We start from the raw sequence: 22186 nt of genomic DNA on the forward strand, positions 1-22186 counted from the left end.
GTGAGGGATACTATGTTAACATTGGTAATTTTATTTGCACTACTGCTATCTTTTTATGGAGGGTATAGACGAGGACTAGCATACCAGATCGTTTTTGTAGTGGGTTATCTTCTATCCTTTATCGTTGCACGAATGTTTTATCAGAGACTCGGTTCCCACTTGGAATTATTTGTGCCGTATCCATCCGTTACGAACGATTCTAAGATGCTGTATTACTCAGTGGAGCAAGCGTTCAATTTGGACAAAGCATTTTACGCGGGTGTGGCGTTTGTCATGATCTTGATCGCCGGATGGTTAGTGACGCATCTGATAGCCATTTTCTTTAAGGATTTATTGTACAAGGTGATGATCCCTCAATACGATGGCATCGTTGCCGGAATACTGCAATTGATCGTATGCTACGTCGGGATTTTCCTGATCCTGAAGCTAGTAAGCTTCGTTCCAATGGCTGTTGTTCAAAACCAAATAGAAGGCAGCTGGTATGCGCGCTTTATGATCGAACATTCTTTGTTCCTGAGCTCGCAATTTAATGATCTATGGGTCACAAAAATTATTGGATAAAGAAAAAACCGGGACGCTGTTTGACAGGTTTCGGTTTATTTATGTATAGAAGGTGAAATAATGAATGAACGTATTTTAAAAACATTGGAATTTGAACAAGTAAAAACAATGATTCAGCAACATTTGACAACCGAGCAAGGGGAAGAAGAGATCCGCCAATTGACACCTTCTAACGACGAAGATACGATTCAAGCGTGGCTGGATGAAACCGAAGATGGAATGAAAGTCCAACGTTTGCGTGGCGGTCTTCCAATCCCTAAATTAAACAATATCAAACCGCACATGAAGCGGATCGAGATTGGTGCAAACTTGAACGGACTTGAATTGGCGGAAGTCTCGCGTGTTCTATCCACGACGAGTGAGCTGGTTCGTTTCATTGAGGATCTGAAAGATAGCGAACTGGAATTTCAACGTTTGTATTTCTGGGAGGAGCAATTGACGACGTTGCCTGAATTAAGCGGCAAACTTCGTCGCTCAGTCGAAGAAGACGGGCGAGTGCGGGATGAAGCTTCTACAGAATTGAGGACCATTCGCAGTCAAATCCGACGCAGCGAACAAACGATCAGAGAGCAATTAGATGGCTTGATTCGCGGAAAGAACGCAAAATATTTGAGCGACAGTCTCATTACAATGAGAAATGACCGTTATGTGATTCCCGTGAAGCAAGAATACCGTGGTATTTTCGGGGGTGTGGTCCATGACCAGAGTGCCTCGGGGCAGACTCTATTTATGGAGCCCAAACAGATCGTAGAATTAAATAATCGGTTACGTCAGCAGCAAATCGCGGAGCGTACAGAAATTGAACGCATCTTGGCAGAATTATCAGCGGAATTAGTCGCACCTAGAAAAGACATCTTGCATAACGCCTACGTACTAGGACGTTTTGATTTAATGAATGCCAAAGCACGATTTGCTAAAAATTTAAAAGCTGTGGTGCCTGCGATCAATCAAGACAATCATGTTTATTTCAAACAAGCACGCCACCCTCTCTTGGATCAAGACAAGGCAGTGGCGAATGATTTGATGATCGGTCAAGACTTTCAAGCCGTCGTTATCACGGGACCAAACACCGGTGGTAAGACGATCTCTTTAAAAACATTGGGATTGCTCCAATTAATGGGACAAGCAGGTTTTCCGTTACCGGTGGGAGAAGAAAGTGAGATGGGGATCTTCGATGAAGTTTTTGCGGATATCGGAGACGAACAATCGATCGAGCAAAGTCTTTCGACCTTTTCTTCTCATATGACCAATATCGTCTCTATTTTAGATAAAATTGATGAACACAGCTTGGTTTTGTTTGATGAACTAGGTGCCGGGACGGACCCTCAAGAAGGGGCCGCATTAGCGATCGCGATCTTAGATGCAGTGGGTGCAAAATCTTCTTACGTCATGGCGACGACCCACTACCCAGAGCTGAAGATTTATGGCTATAATCGTCCGAATACCATCAATGCCAGCATGGAATTCGATGTGGACACCTTGAGCCCCACCTATCGTTTGTTGATTGGTGTACCAGGACGAAGCAATGCCTTTGAGATCTCTAGACGATTAGGGTTGGATTCGACCGTCATCGACAGTGCCAAACAGATCATTGATGAAGAAAGTCAAGACTTAAATGATATGATCTCAGCTTTGGAAAATCAACGTAAAGCAACAGAAACCGAATACTTAGAAATTCGTCATTATGTGGACGAATCGGAAAAACTGTATCGTGATCTAAAAAATGCCTATTCTTATTTCTTTGATGAACGTGAAAAAGAAATGGAGAAAGCACGTAAAGAAGCGAATAAAATCATTGGCGAAGCTGAGGAGAATGCGGAGAAAATCATCAAAGACATTCGCCAGATGCAATTAGAAGGCCAAGGCAGTATAAAAGAGCATCAATTGATCGATGCACGATCGCAATTAGCTGATTTAAAACAAGACGAGCAGTTAAAGAAAAATAAAGTGCTGCAAAAAGCGAAGGCGAAGAAACAGTTTAAACCAAATGATGAAGTCATCGTAGAAACCTATGGACAGCGGGGAACCTTGATCCAAAAAGTGGGCAATAATGATTGGCAAGTCCAATTAGGGATTCTGAAAATGACGGTCTCAGAGGAAGACATGACACTGACGACGCCGATCGAAGAGCCGAAACAACAGGTCATAACCGGAATCCAACGTGGAGCAGGTGCGCAAGTAAAACCAGAGTTAGATTTACGTGGAAAACGTTATGAAGAGGCCCTTGCCGAAGTCGATCACTATATCGATGCGGCGTTGTTAGCGAATTTCGCTCAGGTTCGGATCATTCACGGAAAAGGAACGGGTGCGTTGCGTAAGGGGATCACAGATTATTTAAAAAACCATCGTAACGTCAAAAGCTTTGAATTTGCCCCAGCAAATCAAGGCGGGAGCGGTGCGACGGTGGTTACCTTTAAATAGTTTACAAGTGTAAGCAGAACAGTAGCCTAGACCACGCGACCGTGATATACTACTTTTAGTAAGAAAAAGGGTACCTACTTATAAGTATCCATTTTATAATAGGAGGAATTCAAATGTCACAAGTAGTTACTGATAAAACATTTAGCGAAGAAACAGATAACGGGCTTGTTTTGATCGACTTTTGGGCAACTTGGTGTGGCCCTTGTCGAATGCAAGCACCGATCTTAGATCAATTATCCGAAGAATACGACGAAGATGAATTCAGAATCGTAAAAATGGATGTCGATGAAAATCCAGAAACACCTGCATCATTCGGGATCATGAGCATCCCAACACTTGTTTTGAAAAAAGATGGACAAGTCGTTGATAAAGTAATCGGTGTTCATACAAAGGATCAATTAAAAGAGCTTATCCAAGCTCACATGTAAGAAAATGAGCTGGGCATTTTGTCCAGCTTTTTTTGCGAGTTAGGCTTTTGGCAGTTTACCAAGTTTGAAAAGTAGATATGGATTTTTAGCCAATTCATGGACAGGCTGTTTAGCCTAATCGTATGCGAAACGAAATAGGACTCATTTTTCCGATTTTTGGAAAATTGAATCCTTTAATAAAAGATAGCTGTCAGTCTAAGTTTTCACAGTTTACTTTGAAGTTGAGGTAGTTTCTGCTTAGTATTTATCTTAGTGATCGCAATGTTTACTTAGAGGATATGCGTGGTGAGAATGCAACTCATTTTTTGAAGAAAAATGAACACCTTAAGTCGAAGTAGCTGTCAGTCAAGCTTTCACAAGTACAATTGGACAGTCATGGATTGAACCAGCTGTGATTTGAAAGAGATAGCATTGAAGGGAAGCAGCGTATGAACGAACGAATCAAAAACAAATTGGCACTCCTGCCAGATCAGCCGGGCTGTTACCTGATGAAGGATAAAAACGGCACGATTATTTATGTAGGAAAGGCCAAAATATTAAAAAACAGAGTCCGTTCTTATTTCACTGGTAGCCATAATACAAAGACGGAGCGACTAGTAAGCGAGATCGTGGACTTTGAATATATCGTAACAGAGTCAAATATCGAGGCGTTGTTACTTGAAATCAACCTGATCAAGAAAAACGATCCTAAATACAATATTATGCTGAAGGATGACAAGACGTATCCTTTTTTGAAAATTACAAATGAAAAGTATCCACGTTTGATGATCACTCGAAAAGTCTTGAAGGACAAAGCGAATTATTTCGGTCCTTATCCAGACGTCAATGCGGCGAATGAGACGAAAAAGTTGTTGGATCGTTTATTCCCATTACGGAAGTGCAAACCTTCGCAAAAAACACCTTGTCTTTATTACCATTTAGGGCAATGCCTGTGTCCATATGCTTTCCATGTCGACCCGCAAGTTTATAAGGACATGGTAGAAGAGATCAAACAATTTTTGAACGGTGGTCACACGGAGATTCAAGAGCAGTTAAAAGAAAAAATGAACCAAGCTGCTTTAGACATGGAGTTTGAAAAAGCAGCAGAGTATCGAGATCAGATCAGAGCAATCGAAACAGTGATGACGAAACAAAAAATGACCAATACTGATTTGGTCGATCGTGACATCTTTGGCTATGCAACAGATAAAGGATGGATGTGTGTCCAAGTCTTTTTTGTTCGTCAGGGAAAATTGATCGAACGAGATGTTTCGATGTTTCCATTTTACAATGACGCGGAAGAAGATTTCCTGACCTATATTGGTCAATTCTACCAGGAAAATGAGCATTTCATTCCTAAAGAAGTGTTGATCCCTGACAGTATCGATAAGCCCAGTGTTGAAGCGATGCTAGAAACGAGAGTCCTACAGCCGCAGCGCGGTGAAAAGAAAAAATTGGTTCGATTGGCTGGAAAAAATGCACAAGTGGCATTAAATGAAAAATTTGACCTCATCGGACGCAGCGAGGCTCGAACGATCGGTGCCGTGGAAAAATTAGGCGATGCGATGAATATTCCAGCACCGATCCGTATCGAAGCTTTCGATAACTCGAATATTATGGGAACCGCGCCTGTTTCAGCAATGGTCGTTTTTATTGATGGGAAACCAGCAAAAAAAGAATACCGAAAATATAAAATAAAAACCGTTAAAGGCCCTGACGATTATGCCTCTATGCGTGAAGTTATCTATCGTCGGTATTCCCGTGTATTAAAAGAGGGACTGCCATTCCCAGATTTGATTGTGATAGATGGCGGGAAAGGGCAAGTGGATGTCGCGAAAGATGTGTTGGCTAACCAATTGGGGATAGATATCCCGATTGCTGGATTAGCCAAAGATGACAAACACAAAACCAGTGAATTGCTCTTTGGCCCAGAATTGACAGTGGTTCCGTTAGAGCGCAACTCACAAGAATTTTTCTTGCTGCAGCGCATCCAAGATGAGGTCCATCGTTTTGCGATCACCTTCCATCGTCAGTTGCGAAGTAAGAACAGCTTTGCTTCAAAACTAGATAATATTGATGGATTAGGGCCAAAACGAAAGAAAATGCTGCTTAAAGAATTCAAATCATTGAAAAATATCCAAGCGGCTTCGATTGAAGAACTACAAAAAGCTGGTCTGCCGAAAGCAGTAGCTGAGAGTACGCTTGAACAATTACAAAAAAAATAATGTATAGCACCCTTTACACATAATGTAAAGGATGCTATACTTTTTTTATTGAATGTAAAGGGTACTATACATTGAGGAGTTGATCATTTGCAAAATAGAATTCAGGAATTGCGCAAAGAACGTAAACTAACTCAAAATGAATTAGCCAATAATCTAGAAGTTACTAGACAGACGATCATTTCTTTGGAAAACGGACGCTACAATGCGTCATTGATTCTTGCACACAAAATCGCACATTTTTTTGATCTGATGATTGAGGACGTTTTTATTTTTGAGGAGGAGGATGAAGAATGATAGACAAGCTTTCTAAGCCGGACCAGCAGTATTACAAGAAATTAAAAATGAAAAACAATTACTATAGGATTACGGTAGTCTTTCTTGCCGTTTGTTCAATCATTCTTTTCATAGGGACAAAAGAGTACGCGTTGAAGATAAGCGATCATGCACTTGGTTACCTTAGCGGATTTTTCTTGTCTATCATTCTTTTATTTACACTTGCCATTTTTAGAAATCGAAGGCTCATGAGGGATCCTGAAAAATTAAAGCAGCAAAGAATTGCAAAAACCGATGAACGGAATATTGAAATCACTAATAAAGCACTGTTTGTCACTTGCTATGTGCTGATCGTCACACTCGTGATATTGAGCGTTGTGGGAAGTTTTGTTTCCCAGATGATGATGATGGTGTCTACTGGATTGATTTATGTTTTCTTTATTAGTTATCTGATCGGGTATGTTTATTTTAGAAGAAAGCTATAAAGCCTCTTATTTTGAGGGAAAACGGATTGTAATGGATTCGCTTAAACAAGTGAAGTCATTTAAATATTTTTAAATAAGGAGTGAGAAAATGTTAAAGGTTACGCATTTAAGCAAGAGCTTCGGATCGTACAAAGCATTGGATGATATGAGCTTCACGATTGAAGACGGAAAAATTTTAGGATTGATTGGTCAGAATGGTGCCGGGAAAACCACCACATTCCGCCTGATTTTAGATTTTTTATCAAAAGATTCAGGGGATGTTTTATGGAATGGTCATGTTTTGTCTGGGAAAGATTATAATACAATCGGGTATTTGCCGGAAGAACGCGGCCTATATCCAAAGGTGACGATTGAAAATCAATTGCTTTTCTTTGCTTCGTTACGAGGAAAAAGTAAACAAGAAATCTCACCGAAAATTGATGAGTGGATGGATAAGTTCCAAGTAAAGGGGAAAAAAACGGATAAAGTTAAGACCCTTTCTAAAGGGAATCAGCAAAAAGTTCAGCTGATTTCAACGTTGATCCACGAACCGAAATTAGTTATTTTAGATGAACCTTTTAGCGGATTAGATCCCGTGAATGCGGAATTATTAAAAAATGGGATCATCGAATTAAAAGAAAAAGGATCTTGTGTCATTTTTTCTAGTCATAATATGGACAACGTGGAGAAGATTTGCGACCATTTGATCATGCTTCGCAATGGAGAAACAGTCTTGAACGGCAAAGTTCACGAAATCCGCGAATCTTTTGGACGTAGTAAGCTTTATCTAGATGCACATTTGTCTAAAGAAGAACTAGAAAATTTTGCGGGTGTTCGATCGGTGATACAAAATGAAGATGGCAGTTTCGAACTCACCTTGGACGACCCAGCCGTTGGTAAAGATATTTTTGAACGGGCAACAATGAACGGGTATATCCCAATGTTTAATCAGCAGCCACCAACGTTGGAAGAAATCTTCAAATGGAAAGCAGGTGCGATAAATGAATAAAATGGGGATCATTATCAAAGACGTCTACAAGAAAAATGTGAAATCAGCCGCTTTTCTAATCATGATTTTGGCACCATTTTTAGTAATGGGAATCTTCTATTTGTCGCAGCACTTTTTTGGTGATGCGAACGATATCAACAAAATTGGTATCGTCAGTGACCGACCAGAAGTTGCAGAGGAATTAGCGAAAACAAAGAACAAGGACTACACCTTTGAAGCAGTGACTAGTGATGAGAAAGCTCAAAAGCAATTGGATGACAAGAAAATCGATGCCTATCTAGACCTCAAAATGGGAGAGGATCAGGTTTCCGGAAGGCTCTATAGCAAAGCGTCGCTAGGGACTTCAACGGAGATGCAATTGCAGCAGATTTTGAATTCAATGCAGGCGAATATCCGGGCGAGTCAGTTGAATTTAACGACGGCACAGGTACAAGAAGTTATGGCACCGGCGGAATTCAAGTCTGAAAAAGTGACCTTTGAAAAAGGCAAGATGCAGGCTGACGAAGGAGATTCTGGGACGCAGTTCGTTCTCAGTTTCTTGACGACCATTATTATGTTTGTCTTTATCATCAGCTATTCCTCCATCATTGCTCAAGAGATCGCTTCGGAAAAAGGAACGCGAATCATGGAAGTTCTTTTATCGAGTATGAAAGCAAAAACCCACTATTACGGAAAATTACTCGGCGTATTATTAGTGGCGCTGACACAATTGTTGATCTATGGCGTAGCGCTTGTTTTCGGGTACAGACAATTTAAAGATGTGGGTATGGTGAAAGAATTCGTCAATAATGTCTCTATTAAATCATTAATGGGCAGCGGCGCACTGATCATTGTTGCCTTTATGCTGGTAGGATTGTTCCTTTACGCGGTGCTCTCCGCTCTTTGCGGCTCGCTCGTAAGCAAACCTGAGGATACGGCAAAAGCGATCCAGCCTGTGATGTATTTATCTATGATTGGGTATATGTTGGGATTGATCTTGGGAACGTCTGATCCAACAAATGTGATCATCAAGGTGACCTCGTATATTCCGTTTTTATCTTCCTACAGTATGCCGTTACGATTGGCTTCGAACACTACGACGCTGACAAGTGCCTTCGTTTCATTGGGCATCTTGGTTCTCTTTACAGTATTGCTGACGATTTTTTCTGCTCAATTGTACAAATCAAATGTTTTAGTATACAGCGAAGGTGGTACGTTCAGTGCGCTGAAACAATCCATCTCGATCATGAAAAATGACCGTAAAAAGAAATAAAACAGTTGACCAGTAGCGAAAACTCTTTCAAAATAAACGTGTAGGAACGATTCTATTGAGAAAAAAGCAGTTGTCATGGCAATCAAGGAGGGACTTTGATGGATAAAATGAAGCGTTTATCCAACGGTATTGAGATGCCGCGATTAGGATTGGGTGTTTGGCGAGTAGAAGAGCAGGACGCAAGAAACTCTGTCAGATGGGCAATTGAAGCAGGGTATCAATTAATTGATACGGCGGCAATTTACAAAAATGAAAAAGGGGTTGGCGAAGGCATTCGACAATCAGGCATCCAACGAGAAAAACTTTTCGTAACGACAAAGCTTTGGAATGCAGATCAAGGGTATGATTCTGCTCATCAGGCGTTCAATGACAGTTTAGAGCGCTTGGGATTGGAGACTGTAGACCTCTATTTGATCCATTGGCCGGTAGAAGGAAAGTTTAAGGATTCGTGGCGCGCGATGGAGGAAATCTATGAGAGCGGACGAGCGAAAGCGATCGGTGTATCCAATTTTCATAAACATCACATTGAAGAGCTGCTGACGACTGCGAAGATCAAGCCTATGGTGAATCAAATTGAACTTCATCCAACGTTGACACAAGTTGACTTGTGAAACTATTTGGCGAAGGAAAATATTGCTGTCGAGGCATGGTCACCTCTTGGACAAGGGAAAATCTTGCAACATCCGACACTTATTGAGCTTGGAAAGAAACATCAAAAATCAGCCGCACAAGTAATCATTCGCTGGCATCTTCAAAGTGACATTATTGTGATTCCTAAATCTGTTCACGAAGAACGTATCCAAGAAAACTTCGATGTGTTTGACTTTACATTAAGTGAGGATGAGATGGCCTTGATTGATGGATTGAACATCAACGAACGCCTTGGTGCTGACCCAGACAATTTTGATTTTTAATAAGAAGAACCTGCTACACCCTCGTCTCCATACGAGGGTGTAGCAGGTTCTTTTATTCTCAAAAGAATTATTTATTTGAAAGGAAATCCGTTTAGTAACTTTATATGATAAAATGATAATAAAAAAGGAGGAATTCGATGGGTGATATATTATCAAAAATTAATTCTGTGATTTGGGGAGCTCCAATGATCCTACTTATTTTAGGAATTGGCATTATTTTAACAGTTGGCTGCCGAGCAATCCAAATTCGTCGATTACCGTTATCATTAAAGTACATGGTAAAAAATGAGGAAGGCGGGCAAGGAGACGTAACCAGCTTTCAGGCACTGTGTACAGCATTGTCAGCCACGATAGGAACTGGGAATATCGTAGGTGTTGCGACAGCGATCGTCGCTGGAGGTCCAGGCGCTCTCTTTTGGCTGGAGTTTGCTGGATTATTAGGAATGGCGACAAAATACGCAGAAGGGTTATTAGCTGTAAAATATCGGACATTTGACGATCATGGCAAAGCTCTTGGTGGTCCATTCTATTATATCGAGAACGGACTGGGTCAAAAATGGAAATGGTTAGCGAAAATGTTTGCCTTTTTTGGTGCCATCGCAGGGTTGATCGGTATTGGGACTATTGCTCAGATCAATGGGATCACATCTGCGGCTGAAACCTTTTTTGATCCGGAAAAAGTAAATACCATTGCACTTTTTGGCAATGAATATTCGTGGGCAGTGATCATTACCGGTACAGTGGTGACGATCTTAGTAGCAATTGTATTGGTCGGTGGTGTGCAACGAATCGCACGGGTATCAGAAGTTATCGTTCCCTTGATGATCGTTGTCTATGTCGGATTATGCTTATTCATGATTGCATTGAATATTACAAAATTACCAAGTGTTATTGTTGAGATTTTCCAAAGTGCTTTCGGGCTGCGTGCAGTTTCGGGTGGCGCGCTGGGTGCAATGATGATCGCCATGCAAAAAGGAATTGCGCGAGGCATCTTTTCGAATGAGTCTGGATTGGGAAGTGCGCCGATCGCGGCTGCGGCTGCTCAGTCTAAAGAGCCAGTTCGGCAAGGGCTTGTTTCGATGACGGGTACATTTATCGACACGTTGATCGTATGTAATATGACCGGTATGGCGATCATATTGACGGATGCATGGAAAACGGGTCTTGATGGCTCAGCAGTAACGATCTATGCCTTTACTGAGGCTTTGCCGCTCTCTCAAACTGTCGCTTCTCTTTTATTGATGATCTGTTTAGCTTTCTTTGCCTTCACGACTATTTTGGGCTGGAATTACTATTCAGAACGCTGCTTGAGCTATTTGACCGGAGGAAACACAAAATTTTCAGCAATCTTTCGATGGGTATATATCTTTGCAGTCTTTATTGGGCCCTATCTAACAGTCTCAGCGGTTTGGACGATTGCGGATATTTTTAACGGATTGATGGCATTCCCAAACATTATCGCTTTGATTTTACTCAGTCCAGTTGTATTCAAAGAAACAAAATCCTATTTCGCGCGATTGGCGGCAGGGGAGATCGATGAATACCCTACCGCTTCGTTAGCCGAAGCCTCATTGGATGAGGATTAATTGATTCGTAAAAAGAGAGCTATAGCATTTTTGAACTGACACTATAATAAGAAACAATCAAAAAAGAGCACCTGCAAACTTAGTAAAATAAATCTGCAGGTGTTTTTGTTTTGCCCAAACAGCCATCAAAGCAATACGGTGTATTCGTCCTATAAAGAAACGCTACCTAAAGCATAGCCCGCAAAGGAACACCTTAAGATAACGTCTACATACAAAAAGACCCAACAGGGTTAAACAATAAAGTAATTGATAGTGTAAAAAATGACAGCTATTTTTGGAACAATCAACAAATTATAGCAAAATCAGGCCATTATCCTTCTGCTGACTATCGTATGAAAAGAACACATTGATCGATACTTTTTATTTTGGATTAGAAAATAGAAGCACGTTCAATTTATTCAAATTCTTGAACAAAGTAATCAAATAAATTTTGTTCTTTAGGATCGTTTTTCCGTGTGAGTTCAGGATGCCATTGAACACCGAGGATTTTTGTATTTTTCTCTCGACTTTCGACAGCCTCGATAATTCCATCGGAAGACCAGGCGATGGGCACTAAGCTCTCGGCTAATTCCTTAATTGCTTGATGATGGTACGAATTTACTTGCGCTCGTTGACCGAATAGACCAGCGATTGTTGAATCTGATTTTACAGTAATGGAATGCAAACCAAAATCAGGAACAGTAGGGAACATATCGTGCTTGACCTCCCAGTCAGGATATTGCGACAAATCCTGATACAAAGTTCCGCCCAACGTTACGTTCAAGAGCTGTGTTCCTCGACAAACTGTAAAAATAGGCTTGTTTTGCTTGATCGCTTCTTTCACTAAAGCCATTTCAAAAGAATCCCGTTCGATGCTCGTTGGCCCTAATTTAGGATGCGGCTCTTCTCCATACAGAAAAGGCGTTACATCCTGCCCGCCAGCTAACAATAATTTATCAATCGTTTCAACATACGTGCTAGCTAATTCAGGATCACTGATAGGTAATAAAAGGGGGACACCCCCAGCTTGATGTACGCCATCGATAAATCCCTGCGGACTATACGTAAATTGTTGATCAAAAAAATCTTGATTGTTTTGATAATGCTGATTTGCTGCGATACCGATTATTTTTCTTTCCATAGACAACCATCCTCTCTATCTTTTGATACCATAATCAATTCTTAAAAAGCAAGTAATTCGATTATTAAGTTTCTATTTATTTTTTAAAACGAAATACTTCTATAATATCATGCGCCTCTGTGAGATTTTTAGAAGAATTTTTTATACTTTTTATTGAAAAATGGTTACGGGTATATCTTTATTTGATATACTATGTTTAATAAATAAAGACAAAAATGGTTGGGCGTAAGCTTCAAGGATCGTGTTCTTCAAGGGGTGAGAAGAACAGCTTGGAGTCTTGCGCTCTTTTTTTATACAGAGGAGGGGTTGTGTGTTAGAAGCTTTAGAAAAAATAAAAAGCACTGAGAAGCAAAATGAGAAAGAAAAGGAAACGCTAATGTCGAAATTGGCTGATTATGAATCGAGCCAAAGAAAAATGCTGCAAGAGAAACGAGAGGCTCTAAAAAAGGACTTCTCAAAGGCGTTATCAGAAAGGGAAAATGAATTAGCGGAGAAACTGACAGTAGAAGAACAAGAGCTAGCGTCAAATGCCAAAGGAACGTTAACTACTATGGAAGATAACTATCTGAAAAAGAAGGAGCAAACGATTCAACATATTATTGAAAGGGTGATCTCAGAATATGGCAGTCAGTAAAATGAGCAAGCTCACTTTGATTGCGCAACAAGAATATAGCGAACAAATAATGTCTGCGATTCAGGGATTTCAAGGATTGGAAGTTCGGAATCTTTTCGAAAGGACAGTCAGCAATGACTGGATGAGGCAGTTTTTTGACGATGTAGAGCCCTTGTCTAGTCAAGATGGGCTGTCAAAAATAGATAGTCAATTGGAACAGATAGAAAATGCGATTCGATTTATAGAGCACCATGGCAGCAGTCATGAAAAAGTACGGCACCTTAAACGTCAAAAAACGACGCTTCGTAGTTTAGAAGCGGACTTTCAAGAAAGAGAATTGCAGATAGAATTAATGAATGTTCAAGAATTACAAAAGCGTTTCTTAGACGTCCATGCCAAAAAACAAGAGGCTGAGGAGCAAGAAGCGCTTCTGCAAAAATGGTATTCGTTGGACATCTTACCCCAAAAGACGACTTTGCATGCTACTCAGATTTTTCTAGGAACGACCGATGTGAATGTATGGGAATTGCTGGAAGAACAAATAAAAAAGGAACAAATCTATTACGAACTCATGTATAGTGATGACCGCATTGTAAATTTTACATTGTTGTATTTGCGCAAAGAGCACTCTATAGTCCAAGAGCTAATTCGTCAATTCGGCGTGTCCGCTTTTACGTACAGTAAAGAAAGATTGCCAAAAGCTGAGCTGGCTGTAATCCAGCGAAAGCAACTTGAATTAGTCGAAGAAGAAAAAGTGCTGGTAAAGAAGATCGGCCAAAAAAAGGCTATAGTAGAGCGATTGGAAATAGCAGAAGAAGTCTTGCTAGCACGAAAAAACCGATGGCTGGTCCAGAATCGCTTTGTCAAAGATGACAAATTATTTTTGCTTCAAGGATGGATCGAAACAGCCTCTTTTCCCGACTTCAAGGAATTTGTGAGTCACCTGATCGGCGAAGAGAATCTTTATATTGAGAGTGAAGAGCCAACAGAAATCGAAATCACTGAAGAAATTCCGACAAAATTAAAAAATTCTACACTTGTACGCCCTTTCGAGATGCTAACAGAGATGTACAGCCTGCCGAAATACGAGGAGGTAGATCCTACACCGTGGTTCATGCCATTTTATTTTGTCTTTTTTGGAATGATGGTTGCTGATGCCGGTTACGGCATACTAATGCTAGCAGGGACAACGATAGCTTTACTAAAAATTTTGCCGAGGGGAATGGAACGCTTTATGCGCTTTTTCCAAGTATTGGCAATACCTACAATAATCTGGGGGCTAGTCTATAATTCGTTCTTTGGCTTTTCATTAGGCTATCCGCCAATTCTATCAACGAGTGAAGATGTTATCAGCATTTTGATATTGTCGATTGTTTTTGGAGTCATTCAAATTTTTATTGGTTTAGGGTTAGCTGCAAGAGAGAATATCCGAGCCAAAAATTATTTAGGAGCAATCTCGAACGGGTTTGCCTGGCAAGGAATGATGATTGGTGCGGTGGTCGCTGGTCTAGGTAAGATGATCTTGGATAGCCAAGCGCTATTTAAAATCGGTGTCGGCTTAGCGATAGCTAGTGCGCTGCTCGTGGTAGTAACGCCAATGATGCAATCAAAATCGAAAATCAAAGGATTGGCAAAAGGGGCGTATGACCTTTATGGAATCAGCGGCTATATCGGTGATCTGGTTAGTTACACTCGACTGATGGCGTTAGGGATATCTGGAGGAAGTATTGCTGCCGCGTTCAATATGCTGGTGAGCTATATGCCGCCGGTTGCCCGTTTTACAGTTGGAATATTGCTAATGGTGGCCTTACACGGCCTGAACATTTTCTTATCCCTACTGTCGGCTTATGTCCATGGTGCAAGGCTGCAATATGTAGAATTCTTTGGGAAATTTTATGAAGGCGGCGGACGTGCGTTTCGTCCTTTAAAAACAGAAGAAAAGTATATAAATATTGAAAAAGAAAAATAACTGGAGGAATTTTAAACAATGATGGATTATTTGATTAACAACAGCGGTGGCTTTATTTTTGCAGTTTTAGGGATGGCAACAGCGACGATTTTTTCTGGAATTGGTTCATCTAAGGGTGTCGGTATGACCGGTGAAGCAGCAGCGGCATTGACTACTAGCCAACCAGAACGCTTTGGACAAGCGCTGATTTTACAGTTACTACCAGGTACACAAGGCCTATATGGCTTCGTAATTGCCTTCCTGATTTTTACCAATTTATCTCACGATTTGACTTTGGCACAAGGGTTTGGCTATCTTGGTGCAGCTTTGCCGATTGCCTTCACGGGATTGTTTTCCGGTATTGCACAAGGAAAGGTAGCAGCAGCAGGGATTCAAATCCTAGCAAAAAAACCAGAGCATTCTACAAAAGGGATTATTTATGCCGCTATGGTCGAAACCTATGCAATTTTAGGCTTTGTTATTTCATTCCTGTTAGTCGGACAAGTATAAGCTTTGATAGATAGGGTACAAAGCAGAGAAAGGTGCTCTCGCAAATGTATATAAAAAATAAATACCTTTGTACAAATAAGGAGTTTTTTAATGGAAGCAATTGAAAAGATCGTTGAGCAATTGAATCAACAGGCTCAAGAAGAACGGCTCCTGCTAGAAGAAAAAGAGTTTGCACGGATCAATCAAGAAGTTCATGCGGAGCTAGAAGAAATGAAAGCCGAACATAAGAAACAGTTAGAGAAGAACTTAGAAAATCTAGAAAACAACTATAAGCAGACAAAAAATAGGCAACACATGGTTCAAAAGCAAACAATTTTAAATCAAAAACAAGCGATCTTGGAGCGCGTATTTTCTGAAGCAGTCACAAAGATGGAAAACTGGTCAGTAGCGGATCAGTTAGATTTTGCTCATAATGCTCTGGAAAAAATGACTTTACAAGAACCGTTTACTTTTATTCCAGGAGAAAAATCGAGTACTATTTTCACCGCGAAATGGTTAGAGGAACAGAATCAACTACTTCATTGCGAGTTGGTCATGGGAAAAGCGCCTATCACGAATCAGGCAGGCTTCATTTTGGATAAAGAAGGTGTTCAATATAACTTTCTTTATCAACGCTTAGTGAGGGAAATTCAACAACGAGAAGGATTTAAAATCGCTCAAATGATTTTTGAAGAAGAATGATGACAGGCTTTTTCTCGTTCCGCCTAGTCTCAATGCAGTTAGCCTTAACAAAGGCTTGGAGACGGACAAACATTTAACCAAAAATTAGGAGGCATTGAATGAAACAAGCATCGTATCATGAATTGAATCCGCTGGTTCGTTTGAAAGAATTAGAACTGCTCCCCCCCGAACTCTTGACGCGAATGTTAAAAGCTGAGAATGTCATGGAACTCGAAACGCTTTTTAAAACGACAATCTATGGGGACTATGTGACGGGCAGTTTTTATGACAGTTTTGAAGAAGCGATTGCTCAATCACAAGAAAGCTTAATAAAAGAGTTCGTAGATCGTGTACCTGATCCAAAGGTGATCTGGATGTACACCATGCGCGATACTTTCCATAATCTTAAGGCGCTGATTAAAGCAGAGTTATTAGACAAAAATTTTGATGCTCTCTATGTGTATGATGGTTTCTACTCCTTAGAACAAATAAAAACAGCGATACGCACAGGACAAGCAAGCGGGTTACCCGAGATTTTACTTGAAGGGATTCGAGAGGTTCGCGAACACTTTGAAGAGTCAAACACTCTACAGGGAATCGATATTATTCTCGATCGCAAATATCTCTATTGTCAATGGAAGATTGCTGAAAAAATAAAGGAACCGGAACTTATAAAAGAAGTGACTAGTTTCATTGATTTCACCAATATTATGATGATCGCAAGAGGGATCAAACAGAAGAGAAGTCGGAATTTTATGTCCACAGCTTTATCTAGTCACGGAAGTGTCGCTAAAGAAGAATTGTTGGACTGTGTCGAAAATAGCTTTGAAAACTTTCTCGTTTACTTAAGAACTACTTCTTATGCTGAAACGATTATCCCCGTCATTGACGAAGACAAACTTGATTTAGGCGATCTGGAACGGATTTTTGACAATTATTTGACAGGCTTTTACGAAATAGCTCAAACTCAAGCTTTTGGACCGTTACCGGTTTTGGCTTTGTTGAATGCGAAGGCTATTGAGATTAAAAATCTGCGTTTGATCATTACAGGAAAGAGGATCGGCTTGACAGAGGAACAAATCAGAGAAAGGATGCGTGAGGTATATGGCACATAAAATCGGTGCGATCGGCGATAAAGACTCGATCTTGCCTTTCAAACTCTTTGACTTTGATACTCGAACGTCGAAAGATAAGCAGATCATCCGACAACAAATTGATGAAATGGCTAAAAATGAGTATGGCATTATTTATATCACTGAAGAATTTGCGCAACTTGTTCCGGATACTATCAAAAGATATGAAGAGCAGATGATTCCTGCGATCGTACTGATTCCGAACCACGAGGGAACACTAGGTATCGGCAGAGCCATGATTCAAGGACAGGTTGAGCGAGCAGTCGGACAGAATATTTTATAAAGGAGCTAATGACTTGCAAGAAGGTAGAATAATAAAAGTATCTGGTCCATTAGTGCTGGCAGAAAAAATGGAACAGGCAGCGATTCAAGATATTTGTTATGTAGGTGACCTCGGCGTTATCGGGGAGATCATCGAAATGCGCGGCGATGTCGCGTCCATTCAAGTGTATGAAGAGACGGCAGGAATAGGACCGGGAGAACCAGTGAAAACGACGGGAGAAGCACTTTCAGTTGAGTTAGGACCGGGGATCGTTTCTCAAATGTTTGATGGTATCCAACGACCATTGGACACCTTTAAAGAACAAACGAAGAGCAACTTTTTGAGTCGGGGAATTCAGATTCCAGCATTGGATCATTCGAAAAAATGGCTTTTCGAACCAATTGTGGAAGAAGGCGTTGCTTTATCGGCGGGGGATATTGTTGGAATTGTCAAAGAGACAAAAATCATTACGCACAAAATCATGGTTCCAAATGGAATCAGCGGCACCTTGAAACGAATCTCATCTGGTGAATTCACGATCGATGAGCGGGTGTATGCGATTGAAACTTCTAATGGTCTGCAAGAATTTTCGATGCTTCAGAAATGGCCCGTACGACGCGGACGACCTGTAGCGGAAAAACTAAATCCCGAAGCCCCTATGATTACCGGGCAACGAGTGATCGACACATTTTTTCCAGTAGTTAAAGGAGGGGCCGCGGCTGTTCCTGGTCCTTTCGGTGCAGGAAAAACCGTTGTTCAACATCAAATTGCCAAATGGGCAGACGTTGATATTGTGGTGTATGTTGGTTGCGGAGAGCGTGGAAATGAGATGACCGATGTATTGAATGAATTTCCAGAATTGATTGATCCGATGACTGGAGAATCTTTGATGGAACGGACGATTCTGATTGCCAACACCTCAAATATGCCAGTAGCCGCACGAGAAGCCTCCATCTATACAGGAATTACTATCGCTGAGTATTTTCGAGATATGGGGTATAACGTTGCTATTATGGCTGATTCAACTTCTAGGTGGGCAGAAGCGCTGCGTGAAATGAGCGGGCGTTTAGAAGAAATGCCTGGCGATGAAGGCTATCCTGCCTACTTAGGCAGTCGATTAGCGGAATATTATGAACGTTCAGGACGCGTCATTGCCTTAGGCAGTGAAGGGCGTGAAGGATCAATCACAGCAATCAGTGCCGTTTCTCCTTCAGGTGGGGACACCTCTGAGCCCGTGACACAAAATACCTTGCGTGTTGTAAAAGTATTTTGGGGGCTAAGCGCGACGTTGGCGCAACAACGCCATTTTCCGTCTATCGACTGGCTGCAGAGCTATTCTCTTTATTCTTCCGAAGTAGGAAAATATTTAGATAATGATTTGCAGGGGAATTGGTCGCAACTGGTAGCGGAAGGAATGCGTATGCTTCAAAAAGAATCTGAACTGAATGAAATCGTTCGTTTGGTGGGAATCGATTCTCTTTCAGAAAAAGACCGCTTAACTTTGGAAGTCGCAAAATCTTTAAGAGAAGATTATTTGCAACAGAATGCGTACGATGATGTGGACACTTTTACTTCGCGAGAGAAGCAATTTAAAATGATCCAAAATATCCTGGCTTTTAATAAAGAGGGTCAACGAGCTTTAGAATTGGGGACCTATCTAAAAGAAATTATGGAGGGCACAATTGTTTTACGTGATCGAATTGCGCGAAGCAAATATATTGCCGAAACAGAATTGGAAAAATTGGATCAGATAAAGCTAGATATCGTATCAGAAATCCAAGCGATCGTTGCTGAAGGAGGAATGACCAGTGATTAAGGAGTATCAAACGATCAATGAAGTGGTCGGACCTTTGATGGCGATTGATAAGGTAGAAGGAATAAAATACGAGGAATTGTTAGAGATCCGTTTGAATAATGGAGAATTGCGTCGGGGTCAAGTGCTGGAAATCCATGAAGACAAGGCACTCGTTCAAATCTTCGAAGGAACAAGTGGGATTAATTTGAAGGAATCCACCGCTCGATTCCTTGGACATCCGTTGGAGTTAGGGGTATCTGAAGATATGGTCGGACGTGTATTTGATGGACTTGGTCGACCAAAGGATGGCGGACCAGAGATTTTGGCAGAAAAAAATGTCGACATTAACGGTGAGGTCATCAACCCCGTTTCTCGCGACTATCCAGATGAATTTATCCAAACGGGGATTTCTGCGATCGACCACTTGAATACGTTGGTTCGCGGACAAAAATTACCTGTATTTTCAGGTTTTGGATTGCCCCACAAAGAGTTGGCGGCTCAAATCGCTCGACAAGCGACTGTATTGAACAAGGAAGATGATTTTGCCGTAGTATTTGCTGGGATTGGGATTACGTTTGAAGAGGCAGAATTTTTCATGGAAGATTTTCGGCAAACTGGAGCGATTGATCGTTCAGTCGTCTTTATGAATTTGGCAAATGATCCAGCGATCGAACGGATTGCGACCCCTCGTATGGCATTAACTGCCGCTGAATATCTGGCGTATGAAAAAGGAATGCACGTATTGGTCATCATGACCGATATGACAAATTATTGCGAAGCGCTGCGTGAAATCTCTGCTGCCAGACGAGAGGTCCCAGGGCGTCGAGGCTACCCAGGTTACCTCTATACGAACTTGGCTACTCTATATGAACGTGCTGGACGGATTCGTGGTCTGAAAGGGTCGGTCACACAGATTCCGATCCTAACAATGCCAGAGGATGACAAAACGCATCCGATACCAGACTTGACGGGTTATATCACGGAGGGGCAGATCATTTTATCTCGAGAATTAGATAAAAACGGCATTCAACCGCCAATCGATGTATTGCCGTCATTATCACGTTTGAAGGATAAGGGGACCGGTGAAGGAAAGACGCGGAAGGATCATGCGCCTACTATGAATCAACTGTTCGCCGCTTATGCTCAAGGCAAACAAGCAAAAGAACTTGCTGTTGTTTTGGGAGATTCTGCATTGTCTGATGTCGATAAGATTTACGCGAAATTTGCGGAGCGATTTGAAGAGGAGTACGTCAATCAAGGGTTCTATGAGAATCGTTCGATTGAAGAAACATTGGATTTGGGATGGGAACTTCTTGCGATGCTGCCGCGTACAGAATTGAAGCGGATCAAGGACGAAATGTTGGATGCCTATTTAACAAAGGGAGATTGATCCTATGGTGAAATTAAATGTGAATCCAACGCGGATGGAACTAACACGATTGAAGAAGCAGTTAACCACTGCCAGTCGCGGTCACAAGCTTTTGAAAGACAAGCAAGATGAGCTGATGCGTCGATTCATTTTATTGGTCAAAAAAAATAATCAGATGCGTGTGGAAGTTGAAGAAGCATTGCAGCAAGCAATGAAGAACTTTTCATTAGCAGATGCTTTATTAAATGACAAATACATTGATGAATTATTGGCGGTTCCAAAAGAGCGCGTTTCCCTCGACGTTATTGAAAAAGATGTTATGAGCGTGAAAGTGCCAATCATGAATTTCCAGCATGAATCAGAATTGTCGGATGGCCCGCTAGAATATGGATTTTTGAATTCCAATGACGAGTTAGATCAAAGTATTCAAAAGTTCACTGAAGTGTTGCCGAAGCTGTTGGAACTGACGGAGATTGAAAAAACCTGTCAATTGATGGCGAAAGAAATCGAAAAAACGCGTCGACGGGTCAATGCGTTAGAGTATATGACCATCCCGCAACTGGAAGAAACGATTTACTTTATTCAAATGAAATTGGAAGAAAACGAACGTGCCGAAGTCACACGTATGATCAAAGTGAAAAATATGGGTAATAAGTAAAAAACACAAAAAAGACCAACTCTGTATATCAGAAAGTTGGTCTTTTTTTCTAACGGATCACTTCTATTTTGTAGCCGTCAGGATCAGTAATAAAGTAATAAGATGGATCTGTTCCAGGTAAGCCTTTCATGTCAGTAATGGTAAATCCTTTGTCTTTATGCTCAGCATGAAGCGCTTCGATGTCTTCTGAACGAATCGCGATATGACCATAGCCGTCTCCTAAATCATAAGCTGCATGATCATAGTTGTAGGTTAATTCTAATTCGTAGTCATCCCCTGGTAAAGTTAAATAAACCAAAGTAAATTTTGAATCAGGAAAATCACGGCGACGAGATTCTTCAAAACCAAAGGCCTCTTGATAGAATTTCACTGAAGCTTCCAAGTCCTTAACGCGAACACATGTATGTGCCATTTTCATAAATAAATACCCTCCTAAATTAAGTAGTAATTTCATCATAACATAAATCAATTATTTGCCAGCAATTATGCTCAGCAGTTGTTTATGAGTTTTTTTTAATGTACACTATCTAGTAAATACATTTTGTAGGAGGACACCGATGATCCCAGTATTTGGCGTGAAGGACGTCGAAAAAAACTATCAAGCACGTTATGCAGCTTATGCAATTTTAATGAATGAGGAAAAGGAAATTGCACTTATTCAAGCTCCTAATGGCGCATATTTTTTACCTGGCGGAGAAATCGAAGGAAAGGAAACGAAAGAAGAAGCGATTGCCCGTGAAATGTTAGAGGAATTAGGTTTTACAGTTGTATTATCTGACTATTTAGGACAAGCGGACGAGTATTTCTATTCGCGTCATCGGGAAACCTTTTATTATAATCCAGGCTATTTCTATTCCACGAAGAGTTGGGAAAGAGTTTCTGAGCCTTTAGAAGAAGGAAACAACAGCAGTTGGGAGTCACCGGAAAAAGCAATGGCGTTACTTAAGCGCGGCAGCCATAAGTGGGCAGTAGAAGAATGGTTAAAGAAGAACCCTTTCTGAAAAAT

Annotated in this window: 21 protein-coding genes, 1 pseudogene and 1 other annotated feature; of the genes and pseudogenes, 20 read left to right on the top strand and 2 right to left on the bottom strand. The window is 41.0% G+C overall.

The annotated features are described in order from the left end of the window. The first annotated feature begins 12 nt into the window (after positions 1-12). The 10 genes and pseudogenes from I592_RS05800 (at position 13) to I592_RS05845 (ending at position 11112) form a co-directional block, all read left to right on the top strand. The gene (locus tag I592_RS05800; protein WP_010781150.1) at positions 13-561 is read left to right on the top strand and encodes a CvpA family protein; all 549 of its coding nucleotides are present in this window, start codon (positions 13-15) and stop codon (positions 559-561) included. 60 nt (positions 562-621) lie between these two features. Then, positions 622-2982 carry an endonuclease MutS2 gene (locus tag I592_RS05805; protein ID WP_010781149.1) on the top strand — a complete coding sequence of 787 codons (2361 nt, stop codon included), beginning with the start codon at positions 622-624 and terminating at the stop codon, positions 2980-2982. 113 nt (positions 2983-3095) lie between these two features. After that, positions 3096-3410: a thioredoxin gene (gene trxA / locus I592_RS05810; RefSeq protein WP_010781148.1), complete on the top strand. Its 315-nt coding sequence runs from the start codon at positions 3096-3098 to the stop codon at positions 3408-3410. Between the two features lie 428 nt (positions 3411-3838). After that, positions 3839-5614: an excinuclease ABC subunit UvrC gene (uvrC, locus tag I592_RS05815; protein ID WP_010781147.1), complete on the top strand. Its 1776-nt coding sequence runs from the start codon at positions 3839-3841 to the stop codon at positions 5612-5614. Between the two features lie 87 nt (positions 5615-5701). Continuing rightward, entirely contained in the window at positions 5702-5908 is a 207-nt protein-coding gene (locus tag I592_RS05820) for a helix-turn-helix transcriptional regulator (protein ID WP_010781146.1), read from the top strand. After that, the gene (locus tag I592_RS05825) at positions 5905-6372 is read left to right on the top strand and encodes a hypothetical protein (protein ID WP_010781145.1); all 468 of its coding nucleotides are present in this window, start codon (positions 5905-5907) and stop codon (positions 6370-6372) included. Before I592_RS05820 ends, I592_RS05825 begins: the two co-directional genes overlap by 4 nt. An 88-nt stretch (positions 6373-6460) precedes the next feature. Then, positions 6461-7360, top strand: coding sequence for an ABC transporter ATP-binding protein (locus I592_RS05830; protein ID WP_010781144.1), 900 nt, complete (start codon positions 6461-6463; stop codon positions 7358-7360). Then, positions 7353-8612 (top strand): ABC transporter permease, encoded by a 1260-nt coding sequence (locus tag I592_RS05835; protein WP_010781143.1) that lies wholly within the window; start codon positions 7353-7355, stop codon positions 8610-8612. Before I592_RS05830 ends, I592_RS05835 begins: the two co-directional genes overlap by 8 nt. A gap of 98 nt (positions 8613-8710) precedes the next feature. Continuing rightward, positions 8711-9526 (top strand): annotated as a pseudogene (locus tag I592_RS05840) (aldo/keto reductase). Positions 9527-9663: 137 nt separating this feature from the next. Further along, positions 9664-11112, top strand: coding sequence for an alanine/glycine:cation symporter family protein (locus tag I592_RS05845; RefSeq protein WP_010781140.1), 1449 nt, complete (start codon positions 9664-9666; stop codon positions 11110-11112). 394 nt (positions 11113-11506) lie between these two features. Here I592_RS05845 and I592_RS05850 read toward each other — a convergent pair whose 3' ends face one another. After that, positions 11507-12232 carry a gamma-glutamyl-gamma-aminobutyrate hydrolase family protein gene (locus I592_RS05850; protein ID WP_010781139.1) on the bottom strand — a complete coding sequence of 242 codons (726 nt, stop codon included), beginning with the start codon at positions 12230-12232 and terminating at the stop codon, positions 11507-11509. Between the two features lie 217 nt (positions 12233-12449). After that, positions 12450-12497, top strand: a sequence feature (sodium ion sensor (DUF1646 type); this cis-regulatory element may regulate processes involved in with the transportation of sodium ions). Between the two features lie 45 nt (positions 12498-12542). Between I592_RS05850 and I592_RS05855 the strand changes: the two genes are divergently transcribed. The 9 genes from I592_RS05855 (at position 12543) to I592_RS05895 (ending at position 21180) form a co-directional block, all read left to right on the top strand. Continuing rightward, positions 12543-12866, top strand: coding sequence for a hypothetical protein (locus I592_RS05855; protein WP_010781138.1), 324 nt, complete (start codon positions 12543-12545; stop codon positions 12864-12866). Next, positions 12853-14814: a V-type ATP synthase subunit I gene (locus I592_RS05860; protein WP_010781137.1), complete on the top strand. Its 1962-nt coding sequence runs from the start codon at positions 12853-12855 to the stop codon at positions 14812-14814. Before I592_RS05855 ends, I592_RS05860 begins: the two co-directional genes overlap by 14 nt. 18 nt (positions 14815-14832) lie before the next feature. Next, positions 14833-15303, top strand: coding sequence for a V-type ATP synthase subunit K (locus I592_RS05865; RefSeq protein ID WP_010781136.1), 471 nt, complete (start codon positions 14833-14835; stop codon positions 15301-15303). 90 nt (positions 15304-15393) lie between these two features. Further along, positions 15394-15984, top strand: coding sequence for a hypothetical protein (locus I592_RS05870; RefSeq protein WP_010781135.1), 591 nt, complete (start codon positions 15394-15396; stop codon positions 15982-15984). Between the two features lie 98 nt (positions 15985-16082). After that, a complete protein-coding gene (locus I592_RS05875) occupies positions 16083-17078 on the top strand; it encodes a V-type ATPase subunit (protein ID WP_010781134.1) in 996 nt (331 codons plus the stop codon). Next, positions 17068-17379: a V-type ATP synthase subunit F gene (locus I592_RS05880; RefSeq protein WP_010781133.1), complete on the top strand. Its 312-nt coding sequence runs from the start codon at positions 17068-17070 to the stop codon at positions 17377-17379. Before I592_RS05875 ends, I592_RS05880 begins: the two co-directional genes overlap by 11 nt. Before the next feature lie 13 nt (positions 17380-17392). Further along, a complete protein-coding gene (locus I592_RS05885) occupies positions 17393-19174 on the top strand; it encodes a V-type ATP synthase subunit A (RefSeq protein WP_010781132.1) in 1782 nt (593 codons plus the stop codon). Then, positions 19167-20543, top strand: a complete 1377-nt coding sequence (locus I592_RS05890; RefSeq protein WP_010781131.1) for a V-type ATP synthase subunit B — start codon at positions 19167-19169, stop codon at positions 20541-20543. The genes I592_RS05885 and I592_RS05890 overlap by 8 nt, the downstream gene beginning before the upstream one ends. A gap of 4 nt (positions 20544-20547) precedes the next feature. After that, a complete protein-coding gene (locus I592_RS05895) occupies positions 20548-21180 on the top strand; it encodes a V-type ATP synthase subunit D (protein ID WP_010781130.1) in 633 nt (210 codons plus the stop codon). Positions 21181-21229: 49 nt separating this feature from the next. Here the strand turns inward: I592_RS05895 and gloA are convergent, their stop codons facing one another. Further along, a complete protein-coding gene (gene gloA / locus I592_RS05900) occupies positions 21230-21598 on the bottom strand; it encodes a lactoylglutathione lyase (RefSeq protein ID WP_010781129.1) in 369 nt (122 codons plus the stop codon). A gap of 139 nt (positions 21599-21737) precedes the next feature. Here gloA and I592_RS05905 point away from each other — a divergent pair, with 139 nt between their 5' ends. After that, positions 21738-22181 (top strand): NUDIX hydrolase, encoded by a 444-nt coding sequence (locus tag I592_RS05905; protein WP_010781128.1) that lies wholly within the window; start codon positions 21738-21740, stop codon positions 22179-22181. The last annotated feature ends 5 nt before the right edge of the window (positions 22182-22186 follow it).

Origin of the sequence: Enterococcus gilvus ATCC BAA-350 (genome assembly GCF_000407545.1) — a bacterium.
GTDB classification, from domain to species: domain Bacteria; phylum Bacillota; class Bacilli; order Lactobacillales; family Enterococcaceae; genus Enterococcus_A; species Enterococcus_A gilvus.

Coding starts and splice junctions, on each gene's coding strand:
- I592_RS05805 (WP_010781149.1), top strand. CDS start 622: ATGAATGAACGTATTTTAAAAACATTGGAATTTGAACAAGTAAAAACA.
- trxA (WP_010781148.1), top strand. CDS start 3,096: ATGTCACAAGTAGTTACTGATAAAACATTTAGCGAAGAAACAGATAAC.
- I592_RS05875 (WP_010781134.1), top strand. CDS start 16,083: ATGAAACAAGCATCGTATCATGAATTGAATCCGCTGGTTCGTTTGAAA.
- I592_RS05865 (WP_010781136.1), top strand. CDS start 14,833: ATGATGGATTATTTGATTAACAACAGCGGTGGCTTTATTTTTGCAGTT.
- I592_RS05870 (WP_010781135.1), top strand. CDS start 15,394: ATGGAAGCAATTGAAAAGATCGTTGAGCAATTGAATCAACAGGCTCAA.
- uvrC (WP_010781147.1), top strand. CDS start 3,839: ATGAACGAACGAATCAAAAACAAATTGGCACTCCTGCCAGATCAGCCG.
- I592_RS05800 (WP_010781150.1), top strand. CDS start 13: ATGTTAACATTGGTAATTTTATTTGCACTACTGCTATCTTTTTATGGA.
- I592_RS05845 (WP_010781140.1), top strand. CDS start 9,664: ATGGGTGATATATTATCAAAAATTAATTCTGTGATTTGGGGAGCTCCA.
- I592_RS05850 (WP_010781139.1), bottom strand. CDS start 12,232: ATGGAAAGAAAAATAATCGGTATCGCAGCAAATCAGCATTATCAAAAC.
- I592_RS05825 (WP_010781145.1), top strand. CDS start 5,905: ATGATAGACAAGCTTTCTAAGCCGGACCAGCAGTATTACAAGAAATTA.
- I592_RS05905 (WP_010781128.1), top strand. CDS start 21,738: ATGATCCCAGTATTTGGCGTGAAGGACGTCGAAAAAAACTATCAAGCA.
- I592_RS05835 (WP_010781143.1), top strand. CDS start 7,353: ATGAATAAAATGGGGATCATTATCAAAGACGTCTACAAGAAAAATGTG.
- I592_RS05860 (WP_010781137.1), top strand. CDS start 12,853: ATGGCAGTCAGTAAAATGAGCAAGCTCACTTTGATTGCGCAACAAGAA.
- I592_RS05830 (WP_010781144.1), top strand. CDS start 6,461: ATGTTAAAGGTTACGCATTTAAGCAAGAGCTTCGGATCGTACAAAGCA.
- I592_RS05895 (WP_010781130.1), top strand. CDS start 20,548: ATGGTGAAATTAAATGTGAATCCAACGCGGATGGAACTAACACGATTG.
- gloA (WP_010781129.1), bottom strand. CDS start 21,598: ATGAAAATGGCACATACATGTGTTCGCGTTAAGGACTTGGAAGCTTCA.
- I592_RS05880 (WP_010781133.1), top strand. CDS start 17,068: ATGGCACATAAAATCGGTGCGATCGGCGATAAAGACTCGATCTTGCCT.